The 17,399-nt window shown below is 67.6% G+C and carries 19 protein-coding genes; 9 read left to right on the top strand and 10 right to left on the bottom strand.

Translation table 11 applies throughout. The features are described from left to right. A partial coding sequence (locus tag GX543_RS17185; protein ID WP_290853685.1) for an SDR family oxidoreductase occupies positions 1-656 on the bottom strand: 656 nt, incomplete at its 3' end. Beyond that, a complete protein-coding gene (locus tag GX543_RS17180; protein WP_290853684.1) occupies positions 656-1,423 on the bottom strand; it encodes an SDR family oxidoreductase in 768 nt (255 codons plus the stop codon). The genes GX543_RS17185 and GX543_RS17180, both read right to left, overlap by 1 nt. Before the next feature lie 163 nt (positions 1,424-1,586). Between GX543_RS17180 and GX543_RS17175 the strand changes: the two genes are divergently transcribed. Together GX543_RS17175 and GX543_RS17170 are read left to right on the top strand one after the other, a co-directional pair. Next, a complete protein-coding gene (locus tag GX543_RS17175; protein WP_290853683.1) occupies positions 1,587-2,207 on the top strand; it encodes a TetR/AcrR family transcriptional regulator in 621 nt (206 codons plus the stop codon). 175 nt (positions 2,208-2,382) lie between these two features. Continuing rightward, positions 2,383-2,568 (top strand): hypothetical protein, encoded by a 186-nt coding sequence (locus GX543_RS17170; protein WP_290853682.1) that lies wholly within the window; start codon positions 2,383-2,385, stop codon positions 2,566-2,568. Between the two features lie 42 nt (positions 2,569-2,610). On the opposite strand, the gene GX543_RS17165 is transcribed toward GX543_RS17170, so the two are convergent. Further along, positions 2,611-4,308 carry a DEAD/DEAH box helicase gene (locus tag GX543_RS17165; RefSeq protein ID WP_290853687.1) on the bottom strand — a complete coding sequence of 566 codons (1,698 nt, stop codon included), beginning with the start codon at positions 4,306-4,308 and terminating at the stop codon, positions 2,611-2,613. Between the two features lie 279 nt (positions 4,309-4,587). Here GX543_RS17165 and GX543_RS17160 point away from each other — a divergent pair, with 279 nt between their 5' ends. Then, complete coding sequence (locus GX543_RS17160) at positions 4,588-5,613, top strand: YihY/virulence factor BrkB family protein (RefSeq protein WP_290853681.1); 1,026 nt, start codon at positions 4,588-4,590, stop codon at positions 5,611-5,613. A gap of 108 nt (positions 5,614-5,721) precedes the next feature. Here the strand turns inward: GX543_RS17160 and GX543_RS17155 are convergent, their stop codons facing one another. Further along, a complete protein-coding gene (locus GX543_RS17155; RefSeq protein WP_290853680.1) occupies positions 5,722-5,952 on the bottom strand; it encodes a DUF3039 domain-containing protein in 231 nt (76 codons plus the stop codon). A gap of 36 nt (positions 5,953-5,988) precedes the next feature. On the opposite strand from GX543_RS17155, the gene GX543_RS17150 reads away from it, so the two are divergent. Continuing rightward, positions 5,989-6,420, top strand: a complete 432-nt coding sequence (locus GX543_RS17150; protein ID WP_290853679.1) for a DUF3099 domain-containing protein — start codon at positions 5,989-5,991, stop codon at positions 6,418-6,420. Between the two features lie 3 nt (positions 6,421-6,423). Here GX543_RS17150 and GX543_RS17145 read toward each other — a convergent pair whose 3' ends face one another. Both GX543_RS17145 and zapE read right to left on the bottom strand, forming a co-directional pair. Continuing rightward, on the bottom strand, positions 6,424-6,663 hold the full coding sequence (locus GX543_RS17145) for a hypothetical protein (protein ID WP_290853688.1): 240 nt from the start codon (positions 6,661-6,663) through the stop codon (positions 6,424-6,426). Next, positions 6,587-7,201, bottom strand: a complete 615-nt coding sequence (zapE, locus tag GX543_RS18835; RefSeq protein ID WP_366929088.1) for an AFG1/ZapE family ATPase — start codon at positions 7,199-7,201, stop codon at positions 6,587-6,589. The genes GX543_RS17145 and zapE overlap by 77 nt, the downstream gene beginning before the upstream one ends. On the opposite strand from zapE, the gene GX543_RS18830 reads away from it, so the two are divergent. Together GX543_RS18830 and GX543_RS17135 are read left to right on the top strand one after the other, a co-directional pair. Then, positions 7,097-7,672: a TetR family transcriptional regulator gene (locus GX543_RS18830; RefSeq protein WP_366929087.1), complete on the top strand. Its 576-nt coding sequence runs from the start codon at positions 7,097-7,099 to the stop codon at positions 7,670-7,672. The genes zapE and GX543_RS18830 overlap by 105 nt on opposite strands. Before the next feature lie 112 nt (positions 7,673-7,784). After that, entirely contained in the window at positions 7,785-8,783 is a 999-nt protein-coding gene (locus GX543_RS17135; RefSeq protein ID WP_290853677.1) for a sigma-70 family RNA polymerase sigma factor, read from the top strand. 94 nt (positions 8,784-8,877) lie between these two features. Here GX543_RS17135 and GX543_RS17130 read toward each other — a convergent pair whose 3' ends face one another. Continuing rightward, on the bottom strand, positions 8,878-11,640 hold the full coding sequence (locus GX543_RS17130; RefSeq protein WP_290853676.1) for a bifunctional GNAT family N-acetyltransferase/acetate--CoA ligase family protein: 2,763 nt from the start codon (positions 11,638-11,640) through the stop codon (positions 8,878-8,880). Then, positions 11,633-12,877: an acetoin utilization protein AcuC gene (locus GX543_RS17125; RefSeq protein WP_290853675.1), complete on the bottom strand. Its 1,245-nt coding sequence runs from the start codon at positions 12,875-12,877 to the stop codon at positions 11,633-11,635. The genes GX543_RS17130 and GX543_RS17125 overlap by 8 nt, the downstream gene beginning before the upstream one ends. A gap of 143 nt (positions 12,878-13,020) precedes the next feature. On the opposite strand from GX543_RS17125, the gene GX543_RS17120 reads away from it, so the two are divergent. Next, positions 13,021-13,701 (top strand): metal-dependent transcriptional regulator, encoded by a 681-nt coding sequence (locus tag GX543_RS17120; RefSeq protein ID WP_290853674.1) that lies wholly within the window; start codon positions 13,021-13,023, stop codon positions 13,699-13,701. A gap of 67 nt (positions 13,702-13,768) precedes the next feature. Here GX543_RS17120 and GX543_RS17115 read toward each other — a convergent pair whose 3' ends face one another. After that, complete coding sequence (locus GX543_RS17115) at positions 13,769-14,893, bottom strand: DUF4192 domain-containing protein (protein WP_290853673.1); 1,125 nt, start codon at positions 14,891-14,893, stop codon at positions 13,769-13,771. A gap of 149 nt (positions 14,894-15,042) precedes the next feature. Continuing rightward, positions 15,043-15,663, bottom strand: coding sequence for a hypothetical protein (locus GX543_RS17110; protein WP_290853672.1), 621 nt, complete (start codon positions 15,661-15,663; stop codon positions 15,043-15,045). A 141-nt stretch (positions 15,664-15,804) separates the two neighbouring features. On the opposite strand from GX543_RS17110, the gene GX543_RS17105 reads away from it, so the two are divergent. Together GX543_RS17105 and GX543_RS17100 are read left to right on the top strand one after the other, a co-directional pair. Then, positions 15,805-16,830 (top strand): proteasome assembly chaperone family protein, encoded by a 1,026-nt coding sequence (locus GX543_RS17105; RefSeq protein ID WP_290853671.1) that lies wholly within the window; start codon positions 15,805-15,807, stop codon positions 16,828-16,830. A 35-nt stretch (positions 16,831-16,865) separates the two neighbouring features. Beyond that, positions 16,866-17,399, top strand: a 534-nt coding sequence (locus tag GX543_RS17100; protein WP_290853686.1) for a DEAD/DEAH box helicase, incomplete at its 3' end; no start/stop codon positions are given.

The following is a 17,399-nucleotide window of genomic DNA, read 5'->3' as shown; positions in this document are numbered from 1 at the left end:
GTCAGCGCGGAGTCACGGCTGAGCAGTTCCTCCAGCGGGCCGGACTGCTGGAGCATGCGCGTCTGCACCCCCTGCGGACAGACCGCCTGCACCACGACGCCCCGGTGGCGGTACGTCGCCGAGAGCCATTCCGCGAACGCCACGGCACCATGCTTGGTCACCGAGTAGGCGGGTGCATCCAGCATGGTGAGCAGCCCGGCCGCCGATGCCGTCACGACGAAGCGTCCGCCGCCGCGCTCGATCCACTCCGGAACCAGTCGACGAGCGGCGTGCACGTGCGCAAGGACGTTGACGTTCCACGACAGGTCCCACTCCACGTCGGTGGCCTCGAGGCCGCGCCCGCGATCGACGCCGGCGTTCGCGAACCAGGCGTCGATGGGCCCGTAGCCCTCGCGGGCGGCGGCGATGAGCGCGTCGACGCCTTCCTGGGAAGCCGCGTCGCCCGGTACCGCAAGGGCCGTGCCGCCTGCGGCGACGATCGTCGCCACGGTCCGGTGGGCGCCCTCGGCATCCAGATCAGCGACCACCACGCGGGCGCCGCGGGCGGCCATCGCGGCGGCGAGCCCGGCCCCGATGCCATTGCCCGCACCGGTCACCACGACCGTCTTACCCGCAGGATCGAAGCCCGCCGACTTCAGGTTTGCGGAATCGGTCATCAGACACCTCCGCCGAGGAGGACGCCGCCGTCGACGACCAGAGTCTGCCCGGTCATCCATCCCGCATCCTTCGACAGCAGGAAGGCCACGACCGAACCGATGTCGTCGGGCTCGCCGAGGCGCTTGAGCGGGTACGCCGCAGAGACCTCGTCCTCCTTGCCCTCGTACAGCGCCGTCGCGAACCGCGTCTTGACGACGGCGGGTGCGACCGCGTTGACGCGGATGTTGGGCCCCAGCTCCCAGGCGAGCTCCTCGGTCAGGTGAATCACCGCGGCCTTCGAGACGCCGTAGAAGGCGATGCCCGGCGCCGGCCGCAGGCCGGCGATCGACGCCACGTTGACGACCGCGCCGCCGTGTTCGCCCTGCCAGGCTTTGTTGACCGCCTGCGTCCAGCGCAGTGCCGAGACGACGTTGACGTCCATGATCTTGCGCGCGGCCTCGGGATCCATGTCCATCAGGGGCCCGTACACCGGGTTGATGCCGGTGTTGTTCACCAGCAGATCGGCACTTCCGAAGGCCTCGATCGTCTTGGCGACGGCGTCGGCCTGATGCTCGGGATCGTCCGCACGACCGGCCACGGCCAGTGCGACCTCCGGGCCGCCCAGGTGCGCGACGGCTTCGTCCAGCGCCTCCTGCTTGCGCGCGGTGATGGTGACTCGAGCACCCTCGGCGATCAGCCGTTCCGCGATCGCAAGGCCGATTCCTCGACTCGCGCCGGTGACGATGGCAGTCTGTCCACGGAAGCGCTGGGGGTCGATCTGTACCACGAAATCTCCTCGGTGAGTGCGAGCTCGAGATGAGTCGGCTCGAACAATGACTAAGCGCTTGCTTAGGTGTTAGGATCCAGGTTGCACCACGGTGAGCCATCCGTCAACCCGTTCGGCCGAAGCGATCTCACCCATCGAGCGAACCCACCCATAGGAACTCCCAATGACCGAAGACCCTGGTCCCGGCGGACCGGCCGCGACTCGTTCGGAGACCACGCGTCGTCGACTGCTCGACGCCGCGCTCGTGGCATTCGCCGAACGCGGATTCCACGGCACCACCACCCGTGACATCGCCGGTGCCGCGGGCATGAGCCCGGCGGCGGTGTACGTCCACTACCGGTCCAAAGAGGAACTGCTCTTCGCCCTCTCCCGCGCGGGACACGAGGCCACGATCGGGGTGCTCGACGCGGCCGACGACCCCGACGCGTCCCCCGCCGACCGACTCGATGCGGTGATGCGGGCCTTCGCCCAGTGGCACGCCGACGGGCACACCAGCGCGCGCATCGTGAACTACGAACTCGAAGCGCTGGAGCCCGACCACCACTCCGAGATCCTGGTGCTCCGTCGCGAGATCACCCGCCGCGTCCGCGCGATCGTCGATGCGGGCATCGCGAACGGCGGCTTCGACGTCGACGATCCGCACACCACCACCAACTCACTGCTGTCGATGGGCATCGACATCGCGCGCTGGTACTCCAAGTCGGGCCCGCTCAGCCCGGAACAGATCGGCGACTTCTACGCCATGCTGGCGCTGCGCGTCGTGGGCGCCCCGCCGCGCACCTGAACTCGCCGAATGGACCTGAGGCCGACCCGACTGAATCGTCCGATTGAGCCGTCCGAATGAAATGATTTGCGACACACCGGTGCGGCGCGGGAACATTTCGGGACCGGCAAACGTCTGACAGAGTGAAGGACGACGAACCGATTCGCGGTTCGCCGGCTATGGGACGGAGGACGACATGAGCAACACCGCCACGACCGCACCCGAACGTGCACCCCTGACCGCCGCTGATCGCTGCGACAGGTGCAGCGCCGCCGCAAAGGTGCGCGCGACCCTACCCGCAGGTGGAGAGCTGCTCTTCTGCGGCCACCACTACAACGCCCACGAAGCACGCCTGATCGAGATCGGCGCCGTGGTCGGCTGATCCTCCGCCCCGACCGAACGGCTCCTCAAAGCCCTGCAAGCCTCACCAGGCGCGCAGGGCTTTGATGCGTTCGCTGAGCTGATCCGCGGTCGCCATCGCGGTCGGCGGACCGCCGAGCCGAGTGCGGAGTTCATTGTGGACCTGACCGTGCGGCTTGCCCGTCCGCTGGTGATGCAGCGCGACGAGGGTGTTGAGCTCCTTGCGCAGCGCGTGCAGGTTCTGACCGGTCTGCCGTTCGGCCGCATTGGGCGCGTCCTTGGCCTGCTGGTCGTCGGTCGGTCGCGCCTTGGCCGCCGTGGTCCGACGAGTCACCTGGTCGGCCTGCCGCTGCTGCAGCAGGGTCCGCACCTGCTCGGCGTCCAGCAGGCCGGGCAGACCGAGGTAGTCGGACTCTTCGTCGGAACCGACGAGGGTGGTCGTGCCGAACGACGAGCCGTCGTAGATCACCTGGTCGAGCTCGGCGTCGGCGTGCAACGACTCGAAGGTCTTCTCGTCCTCACCCGGCTCGTCTTTGCGTTTGTTGGCGTCGGCCAGCAGGCCGTCCTCCAGCCCCTCCGGCTCCCGGTGCGGCTTGCCCAGCACGTGGTCGCGCTGGGCCTCGAGCTTGCTCGCGAGGTCGAGCAGGACCGGAACCGACGGCAGGAAGACGCTGGCCGTCTCCCCCGGCCTGCGCGACCGCACGAAGCGACCGATGGCCTGCGCGAAGTACAGCGGCGTCGAGGCGTTGGTGGCGTACACGCCGACCGACAGTCGGGGGACGTCGACGCCCTCGGACACCATGCGGACCGCAACCATCCATTCGTCGTCACTGGCCGCGAACTCGGCGATCCGCGACGACGACTTCGGGTCGTCGGACAGGATCAGGGCGGGCTTCTTGCCGGTCATCGCATACAGCAGTTCGGCATAGTCGCGGGCGATCTGCTGGTCGGTCGCGATCACCAGCCCGCCGGCATCCGGGACACCGGAGTCCCGCAGCTTCATCAGGCGTCGGTGCGCCGCGCTGAGCACCGCCGGGATCCAGTCCCCGTGAGGATCCAGCGCCGTGCGCCACGCGCGTGAGGTCTGCTCGGCCGACAGCGGCTCCCCGAGGCGAGCGGTGAACTCCTCGCCTGCGCTCGTGCGCCAACTGGCCTGCCCCGAGTACGCCAGGAACACCACCGGTCGCACCACGCCGTCGCGCAGAGCGTCGGAGTAGCCGTAGGAATGGTCGGCCTTCGACCGCTGGCCGCCGCCCGGTTCGGGCTCGTAGGTGACGAAGGGAATCGGCGAGTCGTCCGAGCGGAACGGCGTTCCGGTCAGCGACAGTCGCCGGGTGGCGTCACTGAAGGCCTCGCGAATTCCGTCGCCCCACGACTTCGCGTCACCGCCGTGGTGGATCTCGTCGAGGATCACCAGGGTGCGGTACTGCTCCGTACGCACTCGGTGACGAGACGGGTGCGCCGCGACCTGCGCGTAGGTGAGGACGACGCCGTCGAAGTCGGAGCTGGTCGATCCTGTCGAGTTCGAGAAGTTGGAGTCGAGTGCCACGCCGATCCGCGCCGCGGCCTGGGCCCACTGATGCTTTAGGTGCTCGGTCGGCGCGACGACGGTGATCCGCTCCACTGTGCGATCGGCCAGCAACTCGGCGGCGACGCGCAGACCGAAGGTCGTCTTGCCCGCGCCGGGCGTGGCCACCGCGAGGAAGTCCTTCGGCCGCCGCGTGAGGTACTTGGTGAGCGCTCGCCGCTGCCAGGCGCGCAGCGGCGCCCCCTTGCTGAGCCGCTCGGCCGTGCCGTCGACCGTCGCCGCCCCGCTGTCCCCTGCCCTGTTGTCGACTGCCCTGTTGTCGGTAGCGCTGCTGAACCCGCTGTCGAACTCCGTGCTGGTCACCGTGTTCCTGCACCCTCCCTGAAGAAAAACCTCCCCGAGTCTACCCCTCGCCCGCCCGCCCGCTGCCACCGTCGCGCCACGCCGGGCGACGGCCCAGCGCAGAGCCGTCGCCGGTCGTCCGCCATGCTTATGGTCATCGAGACGGACGAGATGAACGCAAGCGACGAACCCGCGGACCAGACTCAGCACGAGGGGTCCGGCGGTCGCCCGACCCTGCGCGAGATCGGTCGCGGAATCCCGCGCGTCGCTTGGCGAACCATCGTCAAGGCGTGGGACGACTCGATCATCGGCTGGGCCGCGCAAGCCGCCTTCTGGCAGGCCCTGTCGCTACCGCCACTGCTGCTGGGAGTGCTCGGCAGCCTCGGTTACATCGGCGGCTGGTTCGGACCCGACACCGTCGACATCATCACGCAGCGCATCATCGGCTTCTCCGAGCGAGCGTTCACCCCCAACGTGGTCGACGACCTGATCGCGCCGACCGTCGAGAATGTCCTCGGCCGCGGCCGGGTCGCGGTGGTCTCGCTCGGTTTTCTGCTGTCACTGTGGGCCGGATCGTCGGCGATGTCGTGCTTCGTCTCGTCGATCGTGCACGCGCACCAGCAGCACCAGATCCGCAATCCCGTGTGGCAGCGGATCTTCGCGCTGATCATCTACCTGTTCTTCTTGGTCTCGTGCGTGCTGATCCTGCCGCTGGTCGCGCTCGGACCCACGTATCTGCGCCGGGTACTGCCCGATTCGTGGGATCCCGCCATCTCCGATCTCATCGACTGGGGCTACTTCCCGTTCGTCGGCATCCTGCTGATCGGCGCCCTGGTGGCCCTCTATCGCTTCGCGCTCCCGTATCCGCTGCCATGGCATCGACTGCTGCCGGGAGCACTCCTGGCCGGAGTGTTCTTCTGGCTCGCGACGTACATCCTGCGGTTCTACCTGACCGCACTCACCGGAGCCGGCTACACCTACGGTGCGCTCGCGACACCGATCGCGTTCCTGCTGTTCACCTTCTTCCTCGGCTTCGCGATCGTGCTCGGCGCCGAGTTCAACGCCTCCATCGAAGAGCTGTGGCCCTCCCGCCGCGGCGGCGGAGTGGTGCGGAACTGGGTGTCGACCCAGACCAGCGAACTCACCGACACGCTCCGCAACCGAGCACTCAACGGGCAGTCGTCCCAGTCCGACTGACAGCCCCAATGCGCCGGTGCTCGAAACGACGATGCCCCGGCGGATAGCCGGAGCACCGAGTCGCTGCATCGTGAGCTCACTGCACCGTGAGCTCACTTCGTCACGAGCTCACTTCTTCATGCGCTCGTAGATCTTCTTGCACTTCTCGCACACCGGCGATCCGGGCTTCGCAGCCTTGGTCACCGGGAACACCTCGCCGCACAGCGCGACGACGTGCGTGCCCATGACCGCGCTCTCGGCCATCTTGTCCTTCTTCACATAGTGGAAGACCTTCGGAGTGTCGTCGTCTTTTTCTGTCCGTTCGTCGATGTCCGGACGTTCGATCGTCTGAGTAGCCATGAATCCATTGTGACCCACCGTGAGAGAATCAGTGATATGGACGAGCGACAAGGACACGACCGGAACGTCGACACCTACTTGATCACCAGCGCCGAGCCCGACAGGGACGCCGTGTTCGCCGCCCGCAAACGTCGCTACTTCATCATGATGAGCATCCGCATCCCGGCGCTCATCATCGCCTCGATCGTGTACGGGACCACCCAGAACGCCTGGTGGGCGGTCGGCATCATCCTGATCTCGATCCCGATCCCGTGGATCGCCGTCCTCAAGGCCAACGACCGCGAGCCGCGCAAGCACGGCGAGGTGCCGACCTACCATTACGGCAGCTCCCACTCCGCACAGCCGCTGCTCACCTCCGAACCCGAGAGCCACCCGAGCAACCGGTACGCCGACGACCGGAACCATCCCGTCATCGACGTCGAACACGATGATCAGGACGACAGCGGCAGCGCGGGCGGTCGGGCCTGACGGTCATTTCCCACCGCCGAGCGCACCATCTTCGACCCCGTCCCGATCGTCTCCGTCCCGCCATGCGGACATTCGACTCACCGTGCGTGCCGCATCCGGCAGCGCGTCCTCCAGTCGCGAGGCGAACACGGCGCGCAGACAGGTCGCGGTGACCCGGACCTCGATGTCACGGTCGTGCGCCACATCGAGCAGCGTTGCCCAGCGGGCCAACGCATCGACGGACCCCACCGGAGCGTCGGGCATCTCGATATGCCAAGTCGAGAAGTTCTGCGCAAGCCACCGTCCAACGCCCGGCGACGAACCCACTGCGAACGGGGACGATGCGAGATCGCGAGCCGCCTACCCGAAGGTCCCGACCGTCGTCGAGCATCTCGACAGCGAACAACCGCTCGATGAGGTCGATCGTCGGCTCGAAACCGCCATGGAAGAGCGGATTCGGCATCAACTCCGTCGGCAGCCGATTCGACGTCACAACAACGCGAACCCGGCGACGGTCGAGCTCACGCAGAACCCGATCCAGGAAGACTCCATCGGCCGGGTCGTGAACAGTGAACTCGTCCAGGACGACCATCGAGGCGCCTGCCCCCTCCCGCGCGAGCACCCGCGTCACCGCACCGGCCAGACCGCCTCGTGCACCACTCTCACCGATGGCGGCGTGCAGATCCTGAAAGAACTCATGCAGGAGCCATCTGGCGACGCCCCCACCACAACCCCCGACAGCACGCACATAGGCATCGACGAGCCAGGTCTTCCCGCGGCCGGGCGGCCCGCACGAGTACAGGTTCTCCCCGGGTCGACTTCCTACTACTTCCGAACGCGCACAGAGCTTCTCGAGGCGGCCGTAGTCCACCTGACCACGATCTCGCGTACGCACTTCGTATCCCTGCTCGCCGGCGAGTCCACCGCGGATCCCGCTGTGGATCCCGCCGTGGTGATCGGAACCTACCTCCACCACCTCACGACGACGCGGATGCGCGATGTGCGCGCTCGGTATGCACTGGCGACCGACGCGGCGGCGAACTCGCGGCTCTCCGCCGCCGTTGCCGACTGCCTCTTCTCCCCCGACGGCGCACGCAGGCTCTTTCGCAGTCTCGGCAGCCCCGACGACGCGATGACCGCGGATGCCCTTCTGGTGTGGTGCGGGGGCGTCGTCGCCCGTGCCTTCTTCGCTCCGACCTCGGCCGACACCCGTCGGCCGACGGCCGCGGAACATACTGCGGCCCTTCGTCGTTGTCTCACAGACCTGGCCTGACGCGAAGGTTTCGGTATCCTAAGCAACTTCTCAGTATGAGCGGGAACCTTTCGAGCATCGAATGCGTTGGACCAGATGAACGCAACGATGAAAACGCATCTCAGGAGGTCGCATGGCTCACTCGACGATTGCCCGCCCGTCCGAAGCAAAATCACCCCGTACCCGCCCGGCATTGACCGGGCAGGATCTTGATGCGCAGTCACCGTCTGCTGACCTCGTTCGCGTCTACCTCAATGGCATCGGTCGCACCGCACTGCTGAACGCCGAACAGGAGGTCGATCTCTCGAAGGCGATCGAAGCCGGCCTGTACGCCAAGCATCTCCTCGCCACCAAGAAGCGTCTTACCCCCGCCAAGAAGCGCGATTACGCGATCCTGGTCCGCGAAGGCGAGCAAGCTCGCGCGCACCTTCTGGAGGCCAACCTGCGACTCGTGGTGTCGCTCGCCAAGCGCTACACGGGGCGCGGAATGCCGCTGCTCGACCTGATTCAAGAGGGCAACCTCGGCCTGATCCGCGCCGTCGAGAAGTTCGACTACGCGAAGGGCTACAAGTTCTCCACGTACGCGACCTGGTGGATTCGTCAGGCCATCAGCCGCGGCATGGCCGATCAGAGCCGCACCATTCGGCTGCCCGTCCACCTCGTCGAGCAGGTCAACAAGATCGCTCGCATCCGTCGCGAGCTGCACCAGCAGCTCGGGCGTGAGGCTACCGACGAAGAGTTGGCGCTCGAGTCGGGTATCCCGGCCACCAAGATCGCCGATCTGATGGATCACAGCCGCGACCCGGTGAGCCTGGACATGCCGGTCGGCAACGACGAGGAGGCGCCGCTCGGCGACTTCATCGAAGACGCCGAGGCCACGTCGGCCGAGACCGTCGTCATCGCCAACTTGCTGCACTCGGACATCCGCACGGTGCTCTCGACGCTCGACGAGCGCGAGATGCAGGTGATCGTGATGCGCTTCGGCCTCGACGACGGCCAGCCGCGCACGCTCGATCAGATCGGGCGGGCCTTCGGGTTGTCCCGCGAGCGCGTCCGTCAGATCGAGCGCGAGGTGATGGGCAAGCTGCGCCAGGGCGACCGCGCGGACAAGCTCCGCGCGTACGCCAGCTGACGGCTCCCCCGTCAGACAGATTTCAACGCTGAGAAGGGCCGGACTCCGATTGATTGGAGCCCGGCCCTTCTCGTCGTGCTAACCCAGACGACGCCTAACCGAGACGCCGCGGCCCGGTGTCTGCGAGAGTGGGCACCGGCCCCACGCGTATCTGCGAGCCGAGCACTGAGATCCGGTCCGACGACGTCAGGATGGGATCCAGGACGAGTTCCCGGATCTCCGGCACGGCGTCGATCAGTGCGGAGACCCGCTGGAGCATCTCCACGAGTCGTTCCGGGTCCGTGCCGTCCTCGGACAGGAGCACCTGCACGCTCGGCTCGTCGACGAGTTCGCGCGCATCATGCTCGGTCAGTGGGATCGACCGGTAACTGCGGTCACCGAGCGCGTCGAACAGCCGTCCGGACAGTCCGAAGGAGATCAGCGGACCGAACGACGGGCTGTCCGAGACTCGGATCAACAGGCCGACGCCCTTCGCCGCCATGCGCTGCACCTGCAGTTCAGAACTGCCCGTGAGCGCCTGCAGTTCGTTGAACGCCGTGATGACCGCGGTCGCGTCGGAGAGGTCCAGACGTGCGCCCTCGCGGTCCACGCGCCCGACCCAGGCCGGTTCGGTCGACTTGACCACGACGGGGAAACCGAGCTCGCGTGCTGCGGCCGACGCCTCGTGCATGGTCCGCACGTCGCGGAACGGCACCACCTCGATGCCGTACTGCTTCAGCACGTAGGCGCTCTCCCGAGACGTGAGCTGACGAGCCTCGTTGTCGACCATCGCCTCGCGCACAAAACTGCGCGTGTCCTCCGGGTTGGCGTCGGGGATGGCCGCAGGCTGCGAATCCGGCCGTGCACGCCACTGGGCGTAACGCCACGCCTGCGCGAGTGCATTGGCCGCGCGTTCCGGCGTCGGATACGACGGGATGGATCCGCGGACCGGCACCCCGTCGGCACCGGTGCGCGAGAGCCCCTCCGGCACGCCTTCCACCGCGAGGAACGTGGTGACGACTGGTTTGGCCGGGACGTCGCCACCGTCGTCGGGACGCGTCGCCTCCATCAGGCCGAGTGCGTAGTCGGCGGAGTCGACGGCCACCGGCGGCACGAAGACCACGATCACCGCGTCGATGTCGTCGGCGTGCATCACCTCCGACACGGCGGCGGTCAGCTCCATACGCGTGACCGCGGGCCCCAGATCGACGGTCGAGACGACGTCGAGCCCCGACGACGCCGCGGTGTTGGCGGCCAGCGCCGCGATGACCGACGAGTTCCCGACGATCGCGGTCCGCGGACCGGCCGGCAGCGGCTGATAGGCCAGCACCGTCGCGCAGTCGAAGAGCTCGGAGATCGTCTCGACCTGGATCACGCCTGCCTGTTCCAGGACCATCTGCGCGACGCGATCGTCGCGGACCGGCCCGCTGCGCTGCGCGTGCACCGGCGACATGGCCCCGCTGCCCGACTTGATCGCGACGATCGGCTTCTTGGATGCCACGCGTCGGGCGATACGACCGAACTTGCGCGGGTTGCCGAAACTCTCCAGGTACAGCAGCACGACGTCGGTGTCGTCGTCGGTGTCCCAGTACTGCAGGACGTCGTTGCCGGACACGTCGGCGCGGTTGCCCGCGGACACGAACGCCGACAGGCCCAGCTGACGGTGCGCGGCCGTGTCGAGGATCGCGATGCCCAGCGCACCGGACTGGCAGAAGAACCCGACCCGACCGGACCCGGGAATGCGGGGCGCCAGCGAGGCGTTCAGGGCGATGTCCGGGTGGTTGTTGACCACGCCGAGCGCGTTGGGTCCGACCAGCCGCATGCCGTGCTGTCGCACCTGCTCGGTGAGGCGTCGCTCGTTCTCCAGACCGGCCTCGCCCCGTTCACTGAAGCCCGCGGAGACCACGACCAGGGTCCGGACGCCCTTTGCGAGGCAGTCGTCGAGGACCTGGTCCATGCGTGCGGCCGGAACGGCGATGACGGCGAGGTCGACGGGATCGGGGATGTCGCGCACCGTCGGATAGGCCCGGATTCCGCGGACCGACGGCGGTGCCTCGCGTGTCTTCGACCGGCTCGATCGAGGTTCAGCTGCGGGCGCCGCGGGCTCCTCGCCTTCCTCGGTGCCTGCGCCCGGACTGTTGACCGGGAACACCGGACCGGTGAATCCGGCGGCGAGGATGTTCGCCAGGAGCACGTTGCCGACCTTCTTCGGGTCGGTCGATGCACCGATCACCGCGACCGACTGCGGTCGCAGCAGGTTCGCGATGCTCCGTGCCTCCGACGCACGTTCACGCGCGTTGCGGACCGAGGTGAGGGCCTCGGTCGGGTCGATCAGGAACTCCACGTGCACGGTGCTGCCGTCGAACGCGCGACTCACCTGATAGCCCGCGTCCCGGAACACCGCGACCATGTTCGGGTTCTCCGACAGGACCTCGGCCTCGAAGCGGGTGAAGCCGTTCTCCGCCGCAGCACCGGCGAGGTGCTCCAGCAGGATCGGGCCGAGGCCCCGCCCCTGGTGATTGTCGGCGACGACGAAGGCGACCTCGGCGGAGTCGGGCTTGCCGTCGAATCCGAGCCCCTCGTAGAGCCCCATCGCGATCACTTCGTCGCCGAGGAAGGCCAGCAGGGCAACCCGGTTGCGGTAGTCGACCGTGGTCATCCGGACCACCTCGCGGGCGGGCAGGGTGGGCGTCGGACCGAAGTAGCGCATATACCGCGTGCGCTCGCTGAGTCCGTTGTGGAAGGCGACGAGACGATCGGCGTCGGAGGGCAGGATCGGCCGGATGTGGACGACGCCCCCGTCGGAGGCCAGAACGTCGGCGCTCCACTGACGCGGGTACTCCCGTTCGGGGGCTTCTGCCGCTGGCGATTCAGTCACGGGGGTCCTCCGGGTCCAGGCCGTGCAGCGGGAACACCGCGCGGCGGGTGGCGATGATGGCCTTGTCGGTCTGTCGCTGTGCCGACTCCGACACGCCCTCGGGGGGCTCGGCGCCGCCGTCGCCGTCCCAGGGCACATAGGTGCTGGTGCCGCCGTCGCCCATGGTCGCTTCCGGCGGACGACGATAGTCGGGATGGATCGAGGCCGACAGGTCTTGTGCCCCGGCTATCCAATCGTCGCTGATCCGGGTCTCGGTGTCGACGTCACGATCGAGCGCCGAGGCGATCAGATGCGTCCAACTCCGCGGCACCACATTGACGACGCCGTAACCGCCGCCGCCCAGCGACAGCCATCGTCCTTCGCAGTACTGGTCCGCGAGCGCCCGGAGTGCGCGAATGGCCGCAGCGTGGCCGTCGACGGTCAACGCGAGATCGGTGAGCGGATCGTCCCGGTGGCTGTCGACACCGATCTGGGTCACCAGGATCTGCGGTTTGAAGGCCGCGATCATCGAGGGGACGACGGCATGAAACGCCCGGAGCCACAGCGAGTCACCGAGACCCGGCATCAATCCGAGGTTGACCGCGGTTCCCGCGGCGTCTCCGTCCCCGACCTCGGTGGCCCAGCCGGTTCCCGGCCACAGCGTCGCCGGGTGCTGGTGCAGCGAGATCGTCATGACGCGGGGGTCGCCGACGAACTGAGCCTGCACCCCGTCGCCGTGATGCGCGTCGACGTCGATGTACGCGATCCGGTCGTAGCCGTTCTCGAGCAGCCACTTGATGGCGATGGAGCAGTCGTTGTAGATGCAGAATCCCGCGGCGTGGCCCTTCATCGCGTGGTGCATGCCGCCACCGATGTTGACCGCCCGCTGAACTCGACCGGAAGCAATCGCCTGTGCGGCCGCCAACGAGCCGCCGACCAGCATCGATCCGGCATCGTGCATCCCGTCGAAGATCGGGTTGTCGGCACTGCCGAGCCCGAACAACCGTTCCAGGACCGGCGCGTTCATCGAGGTGGCGCCTTGGCTGACCGCTCGAACCGCATCCACGTACCCCTGCGAGTGGACGGTGGTCAGCACGGAGTCGTCGATGCCCAGCGGCTCCGACAGCTCGACGTCGTCGAGGACGCCGAGGCTCCGGGCCAGCGACATCGTCAACGCCAACCGCACCGGACTCATCGGATGGGTGTACGCCCACTTGTAGTCCATGTAGTGCTCACTCCAGATGATCGTCGCGCTCATCGTTCGCCTTCTTTCCCTGACCGCCCGAAATCTGATCGACCCTGTCACGCTAACGGTTTCACGCCACTCGGGCAGCACATCACCTGACCCGACTTCTCGGACCAACGGGTAGCCTGGGAGGCGGCGAAAGGACTGAGGTTTCCGTGAATGATCTTGTCGACACCACAGAGATGTATCTGCGGACGATCTACGACCTTGAAGAGGAGGGGATCATCCCGCTGCGCGCTCGCATCGCCGAGCGCCTGGAGCAGAGTGGGCCGACCGTGTCACAGACCGTCGCCCGCATGGAGAGGGACGGTCTTCTCAGGGTGGCGGGCGACCGTCATCTGGAGCTGACCGAGAAGGGTCGCGCGTTGGCCGTCTCGGTGATGCGCAAGCACCGCCTGGCCGAACGACTGCTGGTGGACATCATCGGGCTGCCCTGGGACCAGGTGCACGACGAAGCCTGCCGCTGGGAGCACGTGATGAGCGAGAACGTGGAGCGTCGCATCGTCGAGGTTCTCGACAACCCGACGACCTCGCCGTACGGCAACCCGATTCCAGGGCTCGATCAGCTCGGACTCACGTTGGTCGCCGATGAAGACAAGGCGGTGCGCCTGGTGGATCTTCCGCAGGGCGACAGCACGGTCGTCGTCACCCGCCTGTCGGAGCACGCACAGTCGGATCCGGACCTGATCTCGGAACTCCGCCAGGCCGGCGTGGTTCCGAACGCCCGCATCTCGGTCAATGTCGCACCGCGCGCGGTCATCATCACCACGCCGGGCCACGAGGGGCTGACCCTGTCGTCGGAGATCTCCCACGCGATCTTCGTCAAGAAGAACTGATCGACCGGACCGTTTCAACACCGGACTGCTTCAACACCGGACTGCTTCAGCCCCGGACTGCTTCGACTCAGCCCGCAGCCTCGAACACTGCGGGCGGCAGGTGCGCCCCGAGCCGGTGGGAGATCTCGTACGCCAGCTCGGCGAGTCCCCCGAGATCCTTGGGGCGCATCCCGTTGACGAGCGCCGCGTCGAGGAGGTTGGCCAGGTTGTAGTCCGGATCGGCGTCGTGGGCCACCCCGAACGCGACACTCGCGTAGGCGCCTTCCCCGGCCATGTAGTGCAGGTGTCCGAGGAGTGTGGCCGCCGCCGCGCGAGACGGGCCGCGCAGCCGTCGCGTGAGCGTTCGCCACAGGTCTTCGGCGGTTCCCCGCAGGACCGTCAACGACAACCCGAGCAACGCGTCCCGGACATGCACCGACACGATCGCGGCCGCGATCCGGTTGACCTCACGGCAGGTCAGGAGGGTGTCACCCGCTTCAAAGCGGTCGATCACCGCGAGGATGAAGCGCAGTCCACGTCCGTCCTCGTCGTTCGGGAGGTGTTGGTCCGGCTGGGGCGACTCCGCTCGGCACACCTTGTCCGCGCAGTGCGCATCAGCGGACAGGAGCCCGGCCATGTCCGATCGACGCTCCAGAATCCGCCTGCCTGAGTTCACGGCACGTTCGAGCGCAGTCGGCGACGAATTGGGGTCGCTGAGCACCCCGGTGGCGAGCAGTGGTCCCGGGAACGGCTCCGGGAACGGTCCGAGCGCAGGACTGCCGACGGCGGGACGCCAGACCGTGTGCCAGCGGGCGCCGGCGACGGCTTCACCCATCGCAAACACCGCGGAGAGCCCACCGGCCTGTCGGAACGCCCGATCCACCGCGACCGCAGTCCGCTCATAGCGGGGGTCGTCCGCCGCGTAGCGGTCGTCGATGATCACCGCGACGGCGCCGACGACCTCGTACGAGGCGGCCAGCGCGCCCAGCCGCATGAACAGCTGCTTCATGCCCGCCGACGGCAGGCCGGTGCGTGTGAGATTGAGGTCGTGCCGCATGGTCGCCGCGACGGTCCGGTGATCCCGAAAGACCAGGAAGACGATCGACTGCTCGGGAACAAACCCCAGGAGCCCGGGTACCGCCGCCAACAACTTGTCGGGGTCGTGACATCCGTCGGTGTGGCCGCCTGCGGGGACATTGAGTGAGTTCGTCATGCCCCACAGCGTCGGCCTGCGCTGGACCGCGGCGAAAGACCTTGCACCGCATGTGGATCGGCCAACGGTCAATCCACAGATTCACCTGCTCCGATGCCGAGCGCCAGGGCCGGAGGAGCGTTCAGAGAGGGTCGGGTGTGCGAGCGGAGTCAGGAAGCGAATGCGCTCGCCTGGGCTGCGGCGAACAACTTCCGGGTCGCCTCGAGTTCTTCCGCGCCGAGCGCGGCCTCGCCGCTACGCCGATTCTGAACGTAGACGCGGATGTCTCCCTGCTGCGCGACGAACTCGGTGATCGATGTGGTCGGCGGCGTCGATTCCGGCGACTGGGGCCCCATCAGCAGGCGTCGTTCCATCGCGATGGTGCCCGCAGGCTCCTCGGCGTCGACCCGGGTGCTGACGGTGGTGCCTACGGTGCCACCGAGAGTGAACTCCGCACACCGCTTCACCTGCGCGACGAATTCGTCGAAGGTGTCACTGGCTCGCACCACCACGGCCGTGAGCGTGCCGCCCGCCGGGCCTCCGGGTCCCACCCGGGCCTGGGCGGTCGACGGGTCGACCGGTGCCGGTGTGCACTCGCGAGGATTGTTCTCCGCTCGCTGCGGCCGCAGGGTGACGTCGGTCAGAACGCTGGTCGCAGGCACGGAAAGGCCCGGTCCGTACTGAAATGCATCGCTCGGCGCGGCCTTAACCGCCAGGTCGACCTCGCGGACCGGCTCGCCGGGCACCGAGCAGGCCGCCAACACTGCCGCGACCACGGCAACAGCCGCCACACTTTTCACACCGGTAACAAATCGCACACCACCACTGTGCCATCACGATCCTGAGTGCGCGGGAATGACCCGCCGTCGGACCGTGTTGAAGCCGAAGAGTCCCATGCGGGACAATAGGAAGTCACACCGAAGGGAGAGACCATGGACGAGCGGTACCCACACCCCCGCGAGCTCTACGATCTCGAATTCCCGGCTCCGGCCGTCCACAGCGACGACGGCGACGGACCGGTCCTGGTCCATGCGCTCGAGGGCTACGCCGACGCGGGCCACGCGGTCGCGCTCGCCGCAAGCCACCTGCGCGAGGCCCTCGACTCCGAGCTCGTCGCGACGTTCAACTCCGACGAATTGATCGATTATCGGTCGCGTCGACCGATGATCTCGTTCAGCGGCGAGGCCTTCGACGGCATCGACATGCACAAACTGACCGTGCACGCGGTTCGCGACAACGCAGGCGTTCCCTTCTTGCTGCTCGACGGCCCCGAACCCGACCTGCGGTGGGATCAGTTCACCACTGCGATCACCGCGCTCGCCGAACGGTTCGGCGTTTCGCAGGTGGTCGGCCTCAATTCGATCCCGATGGCCGTCCCCCACACCCGGCCGGCGTCGATTACCGCGCACGGCAACGACGCGGAATCGCTCGGCGACCTCAATCGCTGGGGAAATCCGATGAAGCTGCCCGCCAGCGCGTCGATGCTGCTGGAACTGCGCCTGGGCGAGGCGGGATACCGCACGGCGGGATTGTCGGCGCATGTGCCCCACTACCTCGCGCAGTCGAACTACCCCGGCGCGTCTGCGGCCCTGCTGATCGCGATGTCGAAGGTCACCGGGCTGGAACTGCCGGTCGCCGCACTGGAGAACGCCGCGGAGCAGATGCGCGAGCAGATCGACGGCGAGGTCGCCTCGAACGCCGAGGTCGCCTCGGTGGTCACCTCGCTGGAGAACCAGTACGACGCCTACATGCGAGCCAAGAACGAGCAGGCCTCGCTCCTGGCAGCCGATCAGGATGTGCCGTCGGGCGAGGAACTCGGCGCCGAGTTCGAGAAGTTCCTGGCCGCCCACGCCGCCGAACTCGACGGGCTCGGCGACCTCGACGCCTCTGACGACGATTCCGATCCCGACAGCTCCCACTCCGACGACTCCGAAGACCAAGGACGTGATCTGAACTGAGCGAGTCCGAGGAGGCCTCCGGAGGCCTCTCCCCGCTGACGCCCACCACCGACGAGGATCTCGCGTTCGAGAACTTCACGACCTGGTGGGCGTCTCGGGGCATCGACCTCTATCCGCACCAAGAAGAGGCTCTCCTCGAGCTCGTCTCCGGCAGCAACGTGATCCTGGCGACGCCGACCGGGTCAGGCAAGTCGCTGGTGGCGTCCGGCGCCATCTACTTCGCGATGTGCCGCGGCAAGCGCGCGTACTACACGGCGCCGATCAAGGCCCTGGTCAGCGAGAAGTTCTTCGACCTCTGCGAACAGTTCGGCGCCGAGAACGTCGGCCTGCTGACCGGCGACGCCTCGGTGAACGCCAAGGCGCCGATCCTCTGCGCCACCGCCGAGATCGTCGCCAACATCGCCTTGCGCGACGGCCCCGGCTCGGATGTCGGCGTGCTGGTCGCCGACGAGTTCCACTACTACGGCGAGTCCGACCGCGGCTGGGCCTGGCAGGTCCCGCTGATCGAGCTTCCCGATCCCAGCGCCGACGCTCAGGTCGACGACCAACCGCAGTTCCTGTTGATGTCG

The sequence above is a fragment of the Gordonia sp. (in: high G+C Gram-positive bacteria) genome (assembly GCF_012515855.1).
Taxonomy (GTDB): domain Bacteria; phylum Actinomycetota; class Actinomycetes; order Mycobacteriales; family Mycobacteriaceae; genus Gordonia.
Note: the sequence above shows the minus strand (reverse complement) of the source record. Positions and strands in the feature narration are given on the sequence as shown.